Source organism: Williamsia sp. DF01-3 (genome assembly GCF_023051145.1).
GTDB lineage: Bacteria > Actinomycetota > Actinomycetes > Mycobacteriales > Mycobacteriaceae > Williamsia.
Map to the genome: position 1 here is coordinate 3,634,050 of NZ_JALKFS010000005.1, position 17,939 is coordinate 3,651,988.

Here is a 17,939-nt window from a genome sequence, read left to right on the forward strand (position 1 = left end):
AAAAATGCAAGAGCACTGCTCTCTTTTGTGTGAGGATGGACGGGTGCCCCCGCAATCGCCTCACCGAGAAAAGACCGCGACGGAGTCGACACCGCGCGCGATGGCCCGCGCCCGTACCCAGGAACGCATCCTCGAACTCGGCCGCGATCATCTGGCTCGGTATGGCGCTGCGGCGCTGTCGCTGCGTGCCATCGCACGCGACCTCGACGTGGTCTCGTCCGCCGTCTACCGGTACGTCGCCAACCGCGACCAGTTGTTGACGCTGCTGGTGGTGGATGCGTACACCGAGTTGGCAGATCACGTGGTGGAAGCCCACGAATCGGCCGCCCCGGACGCATTCCGGGAACGACTGATGGTCAGCTGCCAAGCTTTCCGACAATGGGCAGTGGCCGAACCGGCCCGCTATGCACTGCTTTACGGCAGCCCCGTGCCCGGCTACCAGGCACCCGCGGATTTGACCACCGAGCCGGGCACGCGCGTTGTCGGCCTGCTGCTGAAGACGTTGCAGCAGGCGGCATCTGCGGGGCGGATCGGAGATCAACCGAGCTATGGCGACCTACCAGGTGCCGGCTTCGCGCCGATCAGAGACGAGTTCGCCCTCGACATCGACGACGAGCACGTTCATACGGCGATCCTGCTGTGGGCCACCACGGTTGGGCTGACGAGCCTGGAAGTGTTCGGCCAGTTCGGATCCGAACCGCCGACCGATCTGGAGGTCCTGTTCGACCTCCAGATCGGCGGCGTACTCGATCGGATCGGACTTGGCCGCGACCCAGCAGACGGGTGATCAGCCGACCGTAGAGGCCTTCACCAGCGTTGCCTCCACACCGTCGCCCAAAGCCACCCACTCGCCGGCGGCGTTACCGTCGTGACCGGCCACCAGGTCGAGCTCGACCGCAAGAACTTCCCCGGCGATCAGATCGCGGTGCCGCCGCGCCCACTCGACGTGGTTGTCGGGCACCGCGAGTGTCACGCGGATGCGGTCGGACACGTCCAGACCTGCCGCACGACGCGCTTCTTGCAGTTCGCGGATGCGGTCCTTGGCCCAGCCCTCGGCCTCGAGTTCCTCGGTGACGGACGTGTCCAACACCACCAGACCCGCCCCGGCAGGCAGCTCTGCGGTCGACTCGGGCTGCACTGCAACGAGTTTGCGGGTGTACTCACCTTCGAGCAGCTCGATGCCGTCGGCGCTGACCACATCGACACCATCACGCTCGTCGATCGTGACGTTGCCGGCCTTGACCGCCTTGATGACGCGCTGGACGTCCTTGCCCAGACGAGGTCCGGCAACTCTGGCGTTCACCGCGAGCTCGACACGACCGTATTGGTCCGCATCGTCGGTCAGACGCACCGACTTCACGTTCATCTCGTCGGCGATCAGATCGGAATACGGCCGCAACCGCTCGGCATCGGCGGATGCGACGGTCAACGACGGCAGCGGGAGGCGCACCCGGAGCTTGTTCGCCTTACGCAGGCTCGAGGCCACCGAGCAGACGGCCTGCACATCGTCCATCGCCGCAACCAGATCAGAATCGGCCGGCAACTCGTCGTCGGCCGGCCAATCGGTGAGGTGCACCGAGCGACCTCCGGTCAGGCCCCGCCAGATCGCCTCCGTGGCGAGCGGCAGGAGCGGTGCCGCCAGGCGGCAGGCCACCTCGAGCACGGTGTACAACGTGTCGAAGGCCTCGGGCGCATCGTCCTGGCCCGCCCAGAAACGCGAACGCGACCGGCGCACATACCAATTGGTCAGCGCATCGCAGAAGTGACGGAACTCGTCGCACGCCCCCGCGATGTCATATGTCTCCATCTGCCCGGTCATCACATCGCGAGTGGCGGCTGCCTTGGCCAGGATGTACCGATCGAGCACATTGGTCGAGCCGGTACTCCACTGCGCAGGCCGGTCCGCATACAACTGCAAGAAGCTGTAGGCGTTCCACAGCGGTAGCAACGCCTGCCGGACTCCCTCGCGGATGCCGCGCTCGGTCACCACCAGGTTCCCGCCACGCAGGATCGGAGACGCCATCAGGAACCACCGCATGGCATCACTGCCGTCACGGTCGAACACCTCGTTCACGTCGGGGTAGTTACGCTTCGACTTCGACATCTTCTGCCCGTCGTCGCCGAGCACGATGCCGTGGGCGGCAACGGTACGGAACGCCGGGCGGTCGAACAGTGCGGTCGACAGGACGTGCAGGTTGTAGAACCATCCGCGCGTCTGCCCGTTGTACTCGACGATGAAGTCGCCCGGACTGTGGCCCGGTAGAGAGTCCGTTCCCTCGAACCAATCGGTGTTCTCGAACGGATAATGCACCTGGGCATACGGCATCGAACCGGACTCGAACCAGCAGTCCAGCACTTCCGGAACCCGACGCATCGTCGACTTACCGCTCGGGTCATCAGGATTGGCGCGGGTGAGCTCGTCGATGAACGGGCGGTGCAGGTTGTCGGGACGCACGCCGAAGTCGCGCTCGAGCTCGTCGAGACTGCCGTACACGTCGACCCGCGGGTACTCGGGATCGTCGGACACCCACACGGGGATGGGCGCACCCCAGTACCTGTTGCGGCTGATGTTCCAGTCCTTGGCCCCTTCGAGCCACTTACCGAATTGGCCGTCCCGGATGTGCTCCGGCGACCACTCGATCTGCTTGTTGAGCTCCACCATCCGGTCGCGGAATGTGGTGACCGCGACGAACCACGAGGGCACGGCCATGTAGATCAACGGTTTCCCCGACCGCCATGAATGCGGATAGGAGTGCTCGATGGTCTCGTGGCGCAGGATCTTGCCCGCGGCTTTGAGGTCCTTGATGATCACCGGGTTCGCGTCGAAGACCTGCAGGCCCTCATAGGGAGCGACCAGGCTCGTGAATCGCCCGCCTGCATCCAGCGGTTGCACCACCTCGATGCCGTACGCGGTCGCGAGCTCCATGTCCTCTTCACCGAAAGCCGGTGCGAGGTGGACGATTCCGGTGCCGCTGTCGGTGGTGACGTAGTCACCCAGCAGAACACGGTGCGCCCCCTCGTGACCCGCGAAAAAGTCGAACGGCGGGGTGTAGTGCACGTTCTCCAGTTCGGCACCCCGGTAGGTCCCCAGAACCTCGGGCTCCGAACCCAACTCACGTGCGTAGCTGCCGAGCAACGCGGTGGCGAGCAGGTACTGCTGCCCGTCCTCCCCGCGAACGTGACTGTATTCGAACTCCGGATTGACGGCGATGGCGAGGTTCGACGGCAGTGTCCACGGTGTGGTCGTCCAGATCAGCGCTTCCACCCCGTCGAGCGCGGCAGGACCGGTATCGCTGGGGCGCAAGGTCATCCGCACCGTGACAGCCGGATCCTGGCGCATCTTGTAGGCGTCGTCGAGCTTGCTCTCCTGATTCGACAACGGAGTCTGCTCGTACCAGGAGTACGGCAGCACGCGGTAACCCTGGTAGATCAGGCCCTTGTCATGGAGCGCTTTGAACGCCCACATCACCGACTCCATGAAGTCGATGTCGAGGGTCTTGTAGTCGTTGTCGAAGTCGACCCATCGGGCCTGGCGCGTCACGTACTCCCGCCACTCGTCGGTGTAGCGCAGCACCGATGCGCGGCAATAGTCGTTGAACTTCGCGACGCCCATGGTCTCGATCTGGGACTTGTCGGTGATCCCGAGCTGGCGTTCGGCCTCCAGTTCGGCAGGCAGGCCGTGGGTGTCCCAGCCGAAGCGGCGATCGACCTTCTTGCCTCGCATGGTCTGGAAACGCGGAACGAGGTCTTTCACGTAGCCGGTGAGGAGGTGACCGTAATGCGGCAGCCCGTTGGCAAAGGGGGGCCCGTCGTAGAAGACGAACTCAGGCGCATCGGCGCGGTTGTCGATCGAGGCCCTGAACGTGTCGTCGGCCTGCCAGTAGTCGAGCACTCGCTTCTCGACCTCGGGAAACGACGGCGCTCCGGCCTTGGTTCCCCCGGTGAGATCGACCAGTGGGTACACGCGAGTTGCTGAGCCACTCGTCGATGGGGCTGATATCGGGTCCTGTGTGGTCACTACCGTCTCCTCGTGCGTCGGCTTTGCTGCCTGGCACGGGGACGAACCGATGAATCATCGGCCGCGGTACCACCCCGCTTGCGTCCGTGGGACGCCACTCGGTCGACCTGCCGGCGAGACGCCGGTAATCGTCGAGGCGTTGACGGGCCTCACCCGCCCGGTTCTACTGGGAACCGCCAGGGCGATCCTGTTCTTCCGAGAGCTCCCCGGTGATGGCCGGATCAACGCTGATGACAAGTCTAACGCGGCTTGTCGAGATGTATTTCCTCGGTGGGCGGGTCATCGTCGTACCGGTGACCATGCGCATCCGAGTGACCCTGTGCATTCGCGTCCTGCTGATGCCCGCTCTGGTCTCGCACCTGATCGGCGGACCCGGGGTCTGCGTGGTCGTCCACGCCCGAGTCTGGCTGGGCGTCGTGGTCGGCCTGATCAGAGTCCGGCCGGCGGCCGAGCCCGATCAGGTCTGCCAGCAAGAATCCGACTCCGATCACGCACACCACGATGCACGCGACCGCGAGCCAGAGGATTCCGCTGATCAGCGCCGCCACCAGCAGGACGAATCCCACCAAGGTGGCGCCCAGCGCCAGCACCAGCACAGATCAGACCCCGACGAAAATCAGTTGTTCGGCTTGCTGAATCCGCCGGAGTTGGTGAATCCACCGTTGCCGGGATCGGACGAGAAAGCGTCGCCACCACGTGCGTTGTCCACCGGTGCGGCGCTTCCACGCTGCTGCAACTCTTCGAGCTGGGATTCGAGGTACGTCTTGAGCCGCGTGCGGTACTCACGCTCGAACGTCTTGAGCTGTTCGATTCGACCCTCGAGTACCGAGCGCTGCTGGTTGATCGTGCCCATGATCTCGGTGTGCTTGCGTTCGGCGTCGGCCTGCAGAGCGTCGGCCTTCTCCTGCGCCTGGCGGGTCTGGGTCTCGGCGCGCGACTGCGCATCGGCCAGAATTGCCTCGGAACGCTGACGGGCATCGCTGAGCATTGCCTCGGACTTCGAGCGGGCGTCGCCGACGAGGGCATCGGCACGTGCGCGTGCGTCGGCAACCATGGCCTCGGACTCGCTGCGCGCGTTGTTGGTCAGACGGTCCGCGGTCTCCTGCGCCAGGCCCAGCACGCGGGCTGCCCGGATGCTCTGGTCCTCGTTGGAGGACTGCTGCGGCTGCTGCTGCGCCACCGGCTCGGGGGCCGTTGGCTGCTGCTTGGCGAATGTCTGTGTCGCCGGCTCTTGCGCGGGCGCAGCCTTCTTGGCCTGATCCACCTCGCCTTCGAGCTCCTCGACGCGCTGCTTCAAGTCGGAGTTCTCTTCGATCAGACGCGCCAGTTCAGCTTCTACGAAGTCGAGGAACTGATCGACTTCGTCCTCGTTGTAGCCGCGCTTACCGATCGGCGGTTTGCTGAACGCGACGTTGTGCACATCAGCTGGTGTCAGCCGCATTGGTCGGTCCCCTTATACCTTGTGTCGAACATTGGTCTACTTGTCTGGAGGTGCTGGCTGGCGTAGTCACCGCCCATGAATTCCACTTCTGACGCGACCCAGATCATGGATCAGTCAGCCGTATTATTCACGATCGACATCTAGCCTGTAACTGGCGTCCATCCTGTCACACTAGAACCGTTCGTCGCACCCTTTGGTTGCTATGTCGAAATCAAACGGGTGTCAAAACGCACTATTTACTCCGGCGCGTCCCGAGTTTGTGACCCGTTCGTTATCAACCTACTCGATACTAATGCCCCCGCTTGCCATCCGGGGGTACGACCCGCAGTCGAATCCGATCAGGCGGCGACCAACGACATCGCGATGAGCACCACGATCATCGTGATCATCAGCGAGAGGTCCAGGCGGACCGGTCCGAGCGGGATCGGCGGCAGGATTCGGCGAAGGGCCTTGATGGGAGGGTCTGTCGTGGTGAAGACAGTTTCGATGACCACCACCGAGGCTCCGGTGGGTCGCCACTCCCGGGCGAAGGTTCGCACCAATTCGATCACCAACCGACCGAGCAGAAGCAGCCAGTAGATGAAAAGGAGGTAGTAAATAATCTCGCGTGCGATCGTCACGCCACAACTCTGCCCGATTTCGGTCCCGGATGTGAAAACGACAGGCCGGTAGGCCTGTCGGCCGACCTACTGGTGGTTGTAGAAACCGGTTTCGGCGATCTTCTTGCGATCCTCGGGCGAGACGTCGATGTCGGCAGGAGCCAGCAGGAACACCTTGGTGGCCACCTTGTCGAACGAGCCGTGTAGCGCGAACGCGAGACCGGCGGCGAAGTCGACGAGTCGTTTGGCGTCGGCGTTGCTCATCTCCACGAGATCCATGATCACGGGGCTTCCGTCGCGGAACCGCTCGCCGATCGTGCGCGCCTCGGCGTAGCTGCTGGGCCGCAGGGTGGTGATCTTGCCGAGCGGGTTGCCTTCTTCGAAGACCCGGTCGAGTTCTGCGCGCGGATCGATGGCGAGGGCACCGCGGGTGGAGGGGCCACCAACTGCGGAGGGCCGGGTGCCGACCGTGCGTGTGGCGAGCGGTTCGAGGCGGCCCGTCATCCGTGCGGGCGCGGGGGCGGCAGCGTAACGGTCGATCGATTCGAACTGCGGGCGCCGGGCGCCGGCGTAGGCGTACTCGGGAACGCGCTCGTATTCACCGTCACGGAAGTCGGCTTCGCGGTAGTCGCGGTCGTCCACGTCGTCGCGGTACTCGGCGCGGTAATCGCCTTCGCGGAAGTCTGGCTCGTCGCGGTAGTCGCGCTCGTAGCGGCGCGACCGCGCCGGAGCGGGATCGTCCAGGTAGTCGTCTTCGTAGTCACCGGGAGGGACCATGCCGAAGTACGCCTTGAACTTGTGGATGGTGCTCATCGCAATTCCTCTTTCAGCCGCGGCCGGTACTCGACAACTCCTGCAGTCCTGTTGCCACTGTTAGTCATGTTGTCGCTGTTACTGATGTGACTAACCGTTATGGCGAGATTAGCGGCCTGTCCCCCATGATCGCGGTACCGACACGCACGCAGGTTGATCCGTGTTGCACTGCGATCTCCAGGTCTCCCGACATACCGGCGGACAGCTCTCGCGCCTCGGGGTGGTGCGCCACGAAATCGCGGTGGATGCGTGCCGACTCTGCCATCCAGCGGTCCGCCGAACCGTGCAGCGGAGCGATGACCATCAGCCCGCACAGCACCAGGTTGGGCAGTTCGGCGATCGACTCGGCCAGCCCGGCGAGGTCGCTTTCCGCCACTCCCCCACGGCCTTTCGCCTCGTCGTCGTCGAGGCCGACCTGAATCAGCACCTCCAACGCGGCAGCGCGGTCGCCATTGTCTAGAGCGACGCCGGTGGCGCGGTCGAGGGTTTGCGCCAACTTCAGGCTGTCCACCGAATGCACTCGATCAGCCCAGCGCGCAACGGACTTGGCCTTGTTGCGCTGCAGTTGACCGATCATGTGGAAGCGCAGATCCGTGCGGCCGGTGGCGGTTCGCACATCTTCGGCCTTCCGGCCGGCCTCGGGTTCCCGCGACTCACCGAACTCGGTGGCACCGGCCTCGACCAGCGCCAGCACGTCCGCCGCAGGGAAGAACTTCGTCACCGGCAGCAGTGCGACATCGGCGGGAGAACGACCGGCCGCGACACACGCCTCGTCCACGCGCCGGCGGACGCCGGCCAGACTGGCCGCCAGTTGCGACGCCCGTGCAGGGGACACCGACTCCTGATCAGGCACTGCCACTGTCCATCCAGATCACACAGGCCAGCCGGCCGGTGGGATTGTCGCGACGATGACTGAAGAGCGCCGGATCCTCGATGGTGCACCGCGGGTCCTCGGCCACCGCCGAGACGCCCGAGGACAGGAGCTGACGGCGAATCCCGGCACGCAGGTCCAGTCCGGGAGTCCCCTTGGCGGTGCGGGTGGCGCTACCGGGGAGGTGCTTCTCGACATCGGCCTGCATCTGCGCGGGCACCTCGTACTGACGACCGCTGGCGGCGGGGCCGAGGAACGCACCGATCCGGCTGACCTTGGCGCCGGCTTCCTCCATGGCCTCGAGCGTGCGGGGAATGATCCCTATGCGCGCTCCGACCCGGCCGGCATGCACCGCGGCGATCACACCCGCCGTCTCGTCACTGAGCATCACCGGCACGCAATCAGCACTGAGGACGGCCAACGCGAGGTCGGGCGTGGTGGTGATCAACGCATCGGTGGCAGGCACTGCGCCCGTCACCGGCTCGTCTACCCGGGTCACGTTGCGGCTGTGGATCTGCTCCATCCACACCATGCGCGCCGGGTCCACGCCGATCTTCTCGGCGAGGCGAAGCCGATTGCGGCGCACCGCATCCGGATCGTCGCCCACATGATCACCGAGATTGAACGACGCGTACGGACCGGTGGAGACACCACCGGACCGGGCGGTGACAACCCGCCTGATCCGTATCCCCACTGCGGGGCTCAGCGCTTCATGAACGGTGGGACATCCACCTCGTCGTCGGCCTCGTCGAGACCGTGAGCCGGACGCGACGAGCCGTTGCGTGACGAGCGATCGTCGGCGAAGGGGTCACCGGCGGGCACCTGCGCGAACAGCGGATCACGCCGTTCGGTGGTGTTGCCACCGGTCGACACCGACCCGGCGCGGGCCGAACCGACCGAGCCACTCGTGCGTGCGGCAGCAGTCGCGGCAGATTCGACGGGTTTGCGTGCGGGCGAACCACTGTCGAAGCCGGCGGCGATCACCGTCACCCGCACCTCGTCGCCGAGGTTGTCGTCGATGACCGTGCCGAAGATGATGTTCGCGTCGATGTGTGCGGCTTCCTGCACCAGCGTCGCTGCCTCATTAATCTCGAACAGGCCGAGATCGCTTCCGCCGGCGATCGAGATCAGCACGCCGTGAGCACCTTCCATGGAGGCCTCGAGCAGCGGCGAGTTGATCGCCGACTCGGCGGCCTTGGTCGCCCGCGACTCGCCCCGCGCCGAACCGATGCCCATCAGGGCACTGCCTGCATTGCTCATCACGCCTTTGACGTCGGCGAAGTCGACGTTGATCAGACCCGGCGTGGTGATCAGATCGGTGATGCCCTGCACACCGTTGAGGAGAACCTCGTCGGCGCTGCGGAAAGCATCCATCAAACTGACTGCGGCATCACCCATCTGGAGCAACCGATCGTTCGGGATCACGATCAGGGTGTCGCATGATTCACGCAGTGCGGCGATACCGACCTCTGCCTGGCCACCACGACGCTTTCCCTCGAAGGAGAACGGGCGGGTCACGACACCGACCGTGAGTGCACCCAGTTTGCGTGCGATGCTCGCGACGACAGGAGCGCCACCGGTTCCGGTACCGCCACCCTCACCCGCGGTCACGAACACCATGTCGGCGCCCTTGATCAGTTCCTCGATCTCATCTTTCGCATCTTCGGCGGCGCGGCGTCCCACCTCGGGATCGGCACCGGCGCCGAGGCCACGCGTGGAGTCGCGGCCGACGTCGAGTTTGACGTCGGCGTCGCTCATCAGCAGGGCCTGCGCGTCGGTGTTTATCGCGATGAACTCGACCCCCTTGAGGCCTTGTTCGATCATGCGGTTGACGGCATTGACTCCGCCGCCGCCAATACCGACGACCTTGATCACGGCAAGGTAGTTGTGCGGGGGCGTCATAGCGCTCGCCTTCCTTTTGTTTCGATCCGAACCATCTGGCTCTGCTGCTCGCAGCCACCGGGACGAAAACCCTCAACCTAAACCACAGGCTTAGAGTTATGTCAAGTAGTCACGTGCTGGGGGAAACGCTAGGCACCATCGGACTGTGGAGCCAGCAAGCGCTGCGGCGTGTCGCCAAGAACCGAAGAAATCGGGCTCGAAAGCTACTTGAAGGTCGGATTTTGCGGGCTCGACACGTTGTACTCGGTGCCTTCCTGCCCCAGAACGTGCCGGAGTGTCTCCGCCTTTTCACCGTTGCGTTGGTCGTCGCCCCACACCACGGTGCGATTGTCCTTGAGCTGCAGCACGATGTTCACCGGCGAGGTGACCTCGATACGGGCGACCTGATCGGCCACATAGGCGGGGACCCCGGTCATCACACTGAGCGCCGCGCGGGTCGAAGGATCTCCGGAGCCGGGATTCGACGTGACCAGTTCGGCCAGGCCCGGTGGTGGATCCTGTTGCGCGAACTCGAAGCCCAACTTGTCCATCAGGTAACGCTTGCCGTCTCGCTCGGTGAACACCACCGGCCGGCGTTCGACCACGGAGACGGTGATGGTCGATGGATACTCGCGCTTGACCCGCACCGTGGCCACGCGCGGGATCATCGACACCCTCTGGGCCGCAGCTGCGGTGTCCACCTGCATCAGCGGTTCGCCTTTGGAAAGTGCTGCCGCGGCAACGATCTCCGGTGACTGCACGATGGAGTTACCCGTCACCTCGATGTTTCGAACCGACATCAGAGGAGAGAAATAGGCCACCGCCGTCAGTGCGATCACCACCACGATGGCCCCCACTGTGAGCAGCAGTAGTCGCAGCCCACTGACACCCCGTGCGCGACGGGATGCTCTGGCCCCTCGGCGAGCTTTGCGCCCGCTCGCACCGGATTGGTCCGAGTCGACCGGCTCGACCGGCTCGTCGGGGTCGACCGGGTCACCGGGTTCGCTGCCGCTTCCACCACCGACCGTCACGTCGACCAGGTCGGTGAGGTCATCGGGTTCGAACTCATCGGGCGCGGAGCGGTCATCGGGCTCGGTCAGGTCGTCAGGGTGCGACTGCCCCTTCGGGTCCACCGGAACGCCGCGCGGTCCCTTGGCATCTCGATGATCGCCACGTCTGCCGCTACCCCGGTGGGGCCGGCGCCGCTCGCTCATCGGCCACCTTTCGGCGTCCCGCCATCAGCTCGGTGATGCCCCCGATCACGCAGAGCCCCCACGATCTCGGTGGCCTGCATCGTCACATCGCCGGCGCCGATGGTCAGGATCACGTCGTCGGGAGCTGCCATGTCGGCAACCTGACCGGGCAGCGCCGAGACATCGGGCTGAAAGGCAACGGGTTTGGTGATCTGGTCGGCGATGGTCAGACCCGAGATGCCCGGGATCGGTTCCTCCCGAGCACCGTAGACGTCGAGCACGATCACCTGGTCGGCCAGACTCAGCGACTCGGCGAACTCACGGGCAAAGGTTTCGGTGCGCGAATACAGGTGCGGCTGGAATATCGCCACCACGCGACCACCGTCTGCATCCACCATGTCCCGGGCCGCGGTCAGCACAGCGCGTACTTCGGTGGGGTGATGGGCGTAGTCGTCGAAGACGCGTATGCGTCCCACTCGGCCACGGAGCTGGAAACGACGGTGTACTCCGGCAAAACCCTCGACACCCTCGATGACGCCCGAAACCGGCGCCCCCAGACACACACCCGCGATCATCGCGGCGATCGCGTTGAGCGCCATGTGTTTGCCGGGAACGGTGAGGATGATGGACCGCTCCTGCACATCGCCGTCGACATCGGTGAACCGCACCTTCGCGATGCCACCGCTGGCCCGGCTCTGCCATTCGAGCAACTGGACGGTGAGTCCCACACCACCGGCCAGGTGCGCCTGGGTACCCTCGCCGTATCCGAGCACGGACACCCCACGCTCGGCCATCCGCGCAGCCACCCTGCCGGCCAGCGCAGCCGAGCCGGGATCGTCCAGGCACACGATCAAAGCGCCACCGGGGTGGATCCGGTCGGCGAAGTCATCGAAGACCTGCACGTAGGCCTCTGTGGTCCCGAAGAAATCGAGATGGTCGGACTCCACATTGGTCACGACCGCGACGTCCGGGCTGTACTGGAGCAGCGAGCCGTCGCTCTCGTCGGCTTCGGCGACGAACACGTCGCCCGAGCCGTGATAGGCGTTGGTACCGGACTCGTTCAGCTCGCCCCCGACGGCGAAGGACGGCTCGAAGCCGCAGTGCTGCAACGCGACAACGGCCATCGAAGTGGTGGACGTCTTCCCGTGGGTGCCCGCGATGAGCAGGTTGCGATGGCCTTCCATGAGCGTCGCCAAGACCGCCGGCCGCAGCAACACAGGGATATCCAGTTCACGCGCGGCGACGAGTTCGGGATTTGTCTTCGGGATCGCCGCGAAGGTCGTGACGACCACGGTGGGCCCACCCTCGAGCAATTCGAGTGCCGACCGGTCGTGACCGATCTGAATCTTGGCGCCGCGGGTCCGGAGATCGATGACGGCGCGTGACTCCTTGGCATCGCTACCTGACACCTGTCCCCCGCGCGCCAGCAGGATGCGGGCCAAACCGGACATTCCGGCCCCACCGATACCGACCATGTGCACACGTGAGAGTTGCGGTGGCAGAGCTTGTTCGACACCGGTGGTCGAGGTCTCGTTCATGTCGACCCACCCGAGCGATGCGTCTGCGCGAGCTCGATGCCGGCCCGAGCCACGGCCTGGGCCGCACCCCGAGCTCCCGCGCCCGCCGCGGCCTTCGACATCGCCGCCAGCCGCTGGGATCGGTCAGCAGGGGTGGAATGGTGCGGGCCACATAGTCAGGCGTGAGATCGGCGTCGTCGACCAAGATCCCGCCACCGGCCGACACCAATGGTGCCGCGTTCAACCGCTGCTCCCCATTGCCATGTGGCAGGGGCACGTAGACCGCGGGGAGTCCGGTCGCCGACACCTCGGCAACCGTCATCGCCCCCGATCGGCAGATCGCCAGGTCTGCGGCGGCGTACGCCAGATCCATCCGCGAGATGTACGGCAGCGCCACGTACGGACACTCGCCCTCGAACGGTTCGAGCGTGTTCTTCTTGCCGTAAGCGTGCAACACACCGATCTTGTTGTCCGCCAACACCTGAGCGGCTCCCCGCACCGCGGTGTTCAAACTCAGGGCGCCCTGCGATCCACCGAACACCAACAGGGTCGGCGCATCGGGGTCGAGCCCGAAGAACTCACGGGCCTGCGCACGAAGACCCGCGCGGTCCAGATCCGAGATGGATGCCCGCACCGGAATGCCGACGACTTCCGCATCCAAACCCGAGCCGGGTACGGCGGCGAGCACTCGCTGTGCCAGCCGAGCGCCGACCTTGTTGGCCACACCTGCACGTGCGTTGGCCTCGTGGATGACCACCGGCACCCGCCGCGAACGCGGGCGCATCCGGGCAGCGATATAGGCGGGTAGCGCCACGTATCCGCCGAATCCGATCACCACATCGGCGTTCACCTCGTCGAGAACTCGACGGGTGGCCGCCACCGAAGCGCGAAGCCGTAGCGGCAGCCTGGCCAGATCGGCGTTGGGCTTGCGGGGCAACGGGACGGGGGGATCAGTTCGAGCCGGTAGCCGCGCTCGGGGACCAGAGTGGTCTCCAGACCGCGAGCGGTGCCGAGCGCTGTGACCTCGATACTCGGATCGAGGTCGCGCACGGCATCGGCAACAGCCATCGCCGGCTCGATGTGTCCGGCGGTCCCACCGCCTGCGACCACGATCGACAACGGACGGGTCGACTCACTCACTTCGGGTACCGCCGCAGATGCGGGTCCGGTCACCGCCACCGTTCCGGATCCCGGTATCGCGGTGCCGGGGTGCTCCCACGGCGAGGATCTTGTTGCTGACGCTGTCGGGCATACGGGTCATTCTTGCGCAGGGGCCGGGCCCGTGTCTGCGGTGGGCTGGCGGCCGAGGCATCTGCAGGGTTGCGCAGGGGCCGGGCCCGTGTCTGCGGTGGGCTGGCGGTACCGCCATATCCCCAGTCCTGCTGCCTCGGGACCCCGCGCCCGCGCCTGGTCCGCTGTGGTGGCGGGTAACTGCGTGGCGGCTGCGTACCGCGGGTCCGACGTCGAGCGGGTTCGGCGACCGCGGCCCTGCGGGCACGGGTGACCGGGCGTGAATCCTGCTTCCCCCGGCGACGATCGAGTCGTTCGCGGAGCACCTCGGCGCGGGTTTGCGAATACGGGACCGGATTGGGCAGTCGCAACATCCGGCCGAAACGGCCATCTCCCCCGGCAGCCAACGCCGCAACCGCCTCGGGTTCGTGTCGTGCTGCGTTGGCGAGCAGGCCGAACATCACCAACGTGGTGAACGTCGAGGTGCCACCGGCCGACAACAGGGGCAGCTGGATACCGGTGACCGGCAGGAGGCCGACAACGTAGCCGATGTTGATCAGTGCCTGGGCAGTGACCAACACGGTGATGGTTGCGGTCAGCAGTCGCAGGAACGGGTCTACCGAGCGCGTAGCGATGCGCAGACCCACGTACGCGAGAAGTCCGAACAGGAGCAGGACGACAACGCCACCGATAAGTCCGAGCTCTTCACCGATGATCGCGAAGATGAAGTCGTTGTGGGCGTTCGGGAGATAGTTCCATTTGGCGCGACTCTGGCCGAGTCCTTCACCGAAGACACCTCCATTGGCGAGGGCGTAACCTGCCTGTCGCGCTTGATATCCCGCGCCCTGCGGGTCGTCGATGTGTCCGAGGAAGCTCTGCACGCGTTGACTTCGGTACCCGGCGGTCATCGCCAGGACACCGGCCGCGACCACACCGGTGGCGGCGAATGACAAGAACACCTTCACCGGCAGGCCGGCGAACCACAGCAGCGCTCCGACGATGACCGCGATGGTGATGGTGGTACTCAGGTTCGGCTCGAGGATGATGAGCACGCAGACCAAGAAGGAGACCGGAATCAGCGGGACCAGCAATTCGCGAAGCGAGGCGTTGTCACGCCGACGCGACGCCAGCAGATGAGCGCCCCATACACACAGGGCCACCTTGGCGAGTTCCGACGGTTGGACCGACAAGCCACCGACGGTGAACCACCGCCGTGAACCCTGGACCAGGCTGCCGATGCCCGGCACCAGAACGAGCATGAGCATGATCGTCGCGACGATCATGGCGGGCGCAGCCAACCTGCGCATCAACCTGATCGGCATCCGGACGGCGAAATAGAACAGCACCACACCGAGCGCGGCGAACACCAACTGCGTGGTGAACAGCCCATAGGACGATCCGGTCTTCGAATACCCCTCGACCGACGAGGCCGACAACACCATCACCAGGCCGAACGAAGTCAACAGCACGGTCAGCGTGACAATGAGATGGAATGAGGCGAGCGGGCGGCTGAGGACTCCGGAGATCGCCGTGACCACGTTTCCGATGCCCTCAGCGAACGTGATGACCCTGCGTTCGGGACGACTGCGGATAGTCGATGCACCGACCGCCGGCTTGTCGTCGGCAACCGAAGCCGTTCCGGCAGAATCTTTCTCACCGGTCGCTGAATCCGACTGCGTGCCATCGACATCGGCGGCCTCGTCGAACGCCGAGTCGTCGGCAGCCTGATCGTCAGGCGACAGCCCGGTTGTTGTGGGTTCTTCGGGATCGAGTCCGCGCGGCATCAGGATGCCCCCAACACACGCGCACCCGGCAGGGCGCGAGCGCTGGTGGCAAAGGCATCACCACGGACCCCGTAACCGGCGAACATGTCGAGTGAGGCCGCGGCGGGAGCCAGCAGGACCGCGTCCGGTGTGTCCGGGTCGGCAACGCACATCTCCCAGGCGGCGCGCACCGCCCTGGCCATGACGGCAGTGGGGTCAGCAGTGTTCACCGCCCCATCTTCCCCTGTTACTACTGTGACTGTTGGTACCAGAGGGGCGTGTCGTGTCATTGCGTCGGCAATGATGTCGCGATCGGCTCCGATGATCACCACCCCGGCCAGCCGATCGCGAACCGCGACGACGAGGTCGTCCACCGAAGCCCCTTTGAGGAGCCCTCCGGCCAGCCATACAACACGGCGATGTCCCCTGATGGACGCGAGCGCAGCGTGAGGGTTGGTGGCCTTGGAATCGTCGATGAAGGTCGTGGAGTCGATGACCGCGACCGGTGTGCTGCGATGGCCGCCGACGGTGAACGATTCGAGGCCCGCTTCCACTGCCTCTGGTCCGACACCGATGGCCCGGCACAGCGCTGCGGCGGCCAGAGCATTCAACTGTCCCGATGGCCCGGTCGGCCGGACCTTGTCCAAGGCGATCAACGCGACAACAGAGTTGTCGCCGCTCTCGTCCCAGTCCACCCGGTCAACGAGTTGCCCGTTGGAGACCCCGAGTTCGCCGGGGTGCGGGGTGCCGAGCCGGAACCCCACGGTCCGTGCACCTTCCGAGGTTGCGGCGAGGATGCCGGCGACAGGGTCGTCGAGCCCCACAACGGCAATCGGCCCGGACAACGCAACTGACTTCGCCTTGATGTAGGCCGACATGGAACCGTGCCAGTCGAGGTGATCTTCGGCGATGTTGAGCACGGCACCTGCGGTTGGCTGCACCGATGGCGCCCAGTACAGCTGGAACGACGAGAGTTCAACCGCCAGGACGTCCGATCGCGGCTCGGCCATCAGGGCGTCGAGCACCGGCAGACCGATGTTGCCGCACGCGCTCACCGCCGCGCCCGCCGCGGTCATGATGGCCTCGACCATGCCGGTGGTGGTGGTCTTGCCGTTGGTCCCGGTCACCACGAGCCACTGCCGCGGCGGCCCGGTGATCCCGGACCGATCGACCTGCCAGGCCAGTTCGACCTCACCCCACACGGGTAGACCGGCATCCGCCGCGGCGACCAGCATCGGGTTGTCAGGACGAAAGCCCGGAGAAGTGACCACAAGATCGAAGTCATCAACCCACGCGTCCCGCGCCAAGATCTCGTCCACCGTGGATGCCGCGGCTCCGAGCTCCACGAGCGGACGTGTGGCCTTGCTGTTGTTGTCGCACACCGTCACCGATGTGCCCTGGCCGAGCAGGAACCGGACAGCGGAAGCGCCGGCAATTCCGGCGCCTGCCACCAGGACACGTTGTCCCCACGGCGTGCCGGTGCCGGAGACGGGCACGGTCATCCTCCGCTGGCCGCCAGGAACTCGCTGTAGAACAGCGACAATCCCAAGGCACAGGCGATGGCCGTGAGCAACCAGAACCGGATGATGACCGTTGTCTCCGCCCACCCCGACAGTTCGAAGTGGTGGTGGAACGGCGCCATTCGGAACACTCGTCTCCCGGTGGTCCGGAACACTGCGATCTGGATGACAACCGAGATGATCTCGGCGACGAACAATGCGCCCACCACGACCATCAGCAGTTCGGTGCTGGTGGTGATGGACAACCCGGCCAGCATGCCTCCGAGGGCAAGTGATCCGGTGTCGCCCATGAATATCTTGGCCGGAGCGGCATTCCACCAGAGGAAGCCGAGACAGGCGCCACCGCCGGCGACCGCGATCAACGCCAGGTCCAGGGGGTCTCGCACCGTGTAGCAGCCGGGTTCGGCCGTCTTGGGTCCACCCACGCAGGCATTCCGGTACTGCCAGAACGTGACCAGCACGTACGAGCCGAGGACCATCGCCATCGATCCTGCGGCCAGACCGTCGAGACCGTCGGTGAAGTTCACCGCGTTCGACCACGCCGACACCACCAGCCAGCAGAAGACGACAAACAACACCGAGCTCATCGTGATGGCGTCGATGTCACGCACATACGACAGCTGGGTGCTGGCGGGCGTATAGCCGGCTTCGTTGCGGAACTGCAGTGCCAGGATGCCGAAGAGCAGGGCCGCGATCAGCTGGCCGACCGACTTGGCTGTCTTGTTCAGGCCCAGGTTGCGTTGCTTACGGATCTTGATGAAGTCGTCGAGGAAACCGACGACGGCCAGGGTGGTCGCGAGCGACAGCACGAGCACACCAGAGGCTGTCGGTCCGCTCCCATCGGTCAGGAGACCGACGAGATGAGCGCCCCAGTAGCCCGCCCAGAGTGCCGCGACGATGGCGACGCCGCCCATCGAGGGCGTACCGCGTTTGGTCTGATGGCTCTTGGGGCCCTCGACCCGGATCTCCTGGCCGAACCCCTGCCTCGAGAAGACCTTGATCAACACCGGCGTCAGCAGAATCGCCACAGCCAGCGAGATCACGCCCGCAATCAGGATCTGCCTCACCTATAAGTCCTCACCTGTTCGAATGC

Annotated in this window: 14 protein-coding genes and 1 pseudogene; 1 reads left to right on the forward strand and 14 read right to left on the reverse strand. The window is 65.4% G+C overall.

The features are described from left to right. The first annotated feature begins 43 nt into the window (after positions 1 to 43). Entirely contained in the window at positions 44 to 787 is a 744-nt protein-coding gene (locus MVA47_RS19185) for a TetR/AcrR family transcriptional regulator (RefSeq protein WP_308280571.1), read from the forward strand. Here MVA47_RS19185 and ileS read toward each other — a convergent pair whose 3' ends face one another. The 14 genes and pseudogenes from ileS to mraY form a co-directional block, all read right to left on the reverse strand. Then, positions 788 to 4,018: an isoleucine--tRNA ligase gene (gene ileS / locus MVA47_RS19190; RefSeq protein WP_308280572.1), complete on the reverse strand. Its 3,231-nt coding sequence runs from the start codon at positions 4,016 to 4,018 to the stop codon at positions 788 to 790. Positions 4,019 to 4,257: 239 nt separating this feature from the next. Next, positions 4,258 to 4,614, reverse strand: a complete 357-nt coding sequence (locus tag MVA47_RS19195) for a hypothetical protein (protein WP_247209349.1) — start codon at positions 4,612 to 4,614, stop codon at positions 4,258 to 4,260. A gap of 20 nt (positions 4,615 to 4,634) precedes the next feature. Then, positions 4,635 to 5,459: a DivIVA domain-containing protein gene (locus MVA47_RS19200; protein WP_247209351.1), complete on the reverse strand. Its 825-nt coding sequence runs from the start codon at positions 5,457 to 5,459 to the stop codon at positions 4,635 to 4,637. Between the two features lie 338 nt (positions 5,460 to 5,797). Continuing rightward, the gene (locus tag MVA47_RS19205; protein WP_023961068.1) at positions 5,798 to 6,079 is read right to left on the reverse strand and encodes a YggT family protein; all 282 of its coding nucleotides are present in this window, start codon (positions 6,077 to 6,079) and stop codon (positions 5,798 to 5,800) included. Between the two features lie 66 nt (positions 6,080 to 6,145). Continuing rightward, positions 6,146 to 6,871, reverse strand: coding sequence for a cell division protein SepF (locus MVA47_RS19210; protein ID WP_030171398.1), 726 nt, complete (start codon positions 6,869 to 6,871; stop codon positions 6,146 to 6,148). 97 nt (positions 6,872 to 6,968) lie between these two features. Continuing rightward, positions 6,969 to 7,724 carry a YggS family pyridoxal phosphate-dependent enzyme gene (locus MVA47_RS19215; RefSeq protein WP_247209355.1) on the reverse strand — a complete coding sequence of 252 codons (756 nt, stop codon included), beginning with the start codon at positions 7,722 to 7,724 and terminating at the stop codon, positions 6,969 to 6,971. Further along, positions 7,717 to 8,430: a peptidoglycan editing factor PgeF gene (gene pgeF / locus MVA47_RS19220; RefSeq protein WP_051721856.1), complete on the reverse strand. Its 714-nt coding sequence runs from the start codon at positions 8,428 to 8,430 to the stop codon at positions 7,717 to 7,719. The genes MVA47_RS19215 and pgeF overlap by 8 nt, the downstream gene beginning before the upstream one ends. 14 nt (positions 8,431 to 8,444) lie before the next feature. Further along, complete coding sequence (gene ftsZ, locus MVA47_RS19225) at positions 8,445 to 9,644, reverse strand: cell division protein FtsZ (protein ID WP_247209356.1); 1,200 nt, start codon at positions 9,642 to 9,644, stop codon at positions 8,445 to 8,447. 203 nt (positions 9,645 to 9,847) lie between these two features. Next, positions 9,848 to 10,837 carry a cell division protein FtsQ/DivIB gene (locus MVA47_RS19230; RefSeq protein ID WP_247209358.1) on the reverse strand — a complete coding sequence of 330 codons (990 nt, stop codon included), beginning with the start codon at positions 10,835 to 10,837 and terminating at the stop codon, positions 9,848 to 9,850. Then, a complete protein-coding gene (gene murC / locus MVA47_RS19235) occupies positions 10,834 to 12,354 on the reverse strand; it encodes a UDP-N-acetylmuramate--L-alanine ligase (protein WP_247209359.1) in 1,521 nt (506 codons plus the stop codon). Before murC ends, MVA47_RS19230 begins: the two co-directional genes overlap by 4 nt. Next, a pseudogene (gene murG, locus MVA47_RS19240) lies at positions 12,351 to 13,401 on the reverse strand (undecaprenyldiphospho-muramoylpentapeptide beta-N-acetylglucosaminyltransferase). Before murG ends, murC begins: the two are co-directional and overlap by 4 nt. Before the next feature lie 101 nt (positions 13,402 to 13,502). Next, positions 13,503 to 15,347 (reverse strand): putative lipid II flippase FtsW, encoded by a 1,845-nt coding sequence (ftsW, locus tag MVA47_RS19245; protein WP_247209361.1) that lies wholly within the window; start codon positions 15,345 to 15,347, stop codon positions 13,503 to 13,505. Further along, on the reverse strand, positions 15,347 to 16,828 hold the full coding sequence (gene murD / locus MVA47_RS19250; protein ID WP_374474267.1) for a UDP-N-acetylmuramoyl-L-alanine--D-glutamate ligase: 1,482 nt from the start codon (positions 16,826 to 16,828) through the stop codon (positions 15,347 to 15,349). Before murD ends, ftsW begins: the two co-directional genes overlap by 1 nt. Next, positions 16,825 to 17,913, reverse strand: a complete 1,089-nt coding sequence (mraY, locus tag MVA47_RS19255; protein ID WP_247209363.1) for a phospho-N-acetylmuramoyl-pentapeptide-transferase — start codon at positions 17,911 to 17,913, stop codon at positions 16,825 to 16,827. Before mraY ends, murD begins: the two co-directional genes overlap by 4 nt. Between the last annotated feature and the right edge of the window lie 26 nt (positions 17,914 to 17,939).

Bases quoted from the DNA above. Each gene is read 5' to 3' on its own strand.
- murC (WP_247209359.1), bottom strand. From the start codon at position 12,354: ATGAACGAGACCTCGACCACCGGTGTCGAACAAGCTCTGCCACCGCAA.
- ftsZ (WP_247209356.1), bottom strand. From the start codon at position 9,644: ATGACGCCCCCGCACAACTACCTTGCCGTGATCAAGGTCGTCGGTATT.
- MVA47_RS19210 (WP_030171398.1), bottom strand. From the start codon at position 6,871: ATGAGCACCATCCACAAGTTCAAGGCGTACTTCGGCATGGTCCCTCCC.
- MVA47_RS19200 (WP_247209351.1), bottom strand. From the start codon at position 5,459: ATGCGGCTGACACCAGCTGATGTGCACAACGTCGCGTTCAGCAAACCG.
- MVA47_RS19230 (WP_247209358.1), bottom strand. From the start codon at position 10,837: ATGAGCGAGCGGCGCCGGCCCCACCGGGGTAGCGGCAGACGTGGCGAT.
- ftsW (WP_247209361.1), bottom strand. From the start codon at position 15,347: ATGCCGCGCGGACTCGATCCCGAAGAACCCACAACAACCGGGCTGTCG.
- murD (WP_374474267.1), bottom strand. From the start codon at position 16,828: ATGACCGTGCCCGTCTCCGGCACCGGCACGCCGTGGGGACAACGTGTC.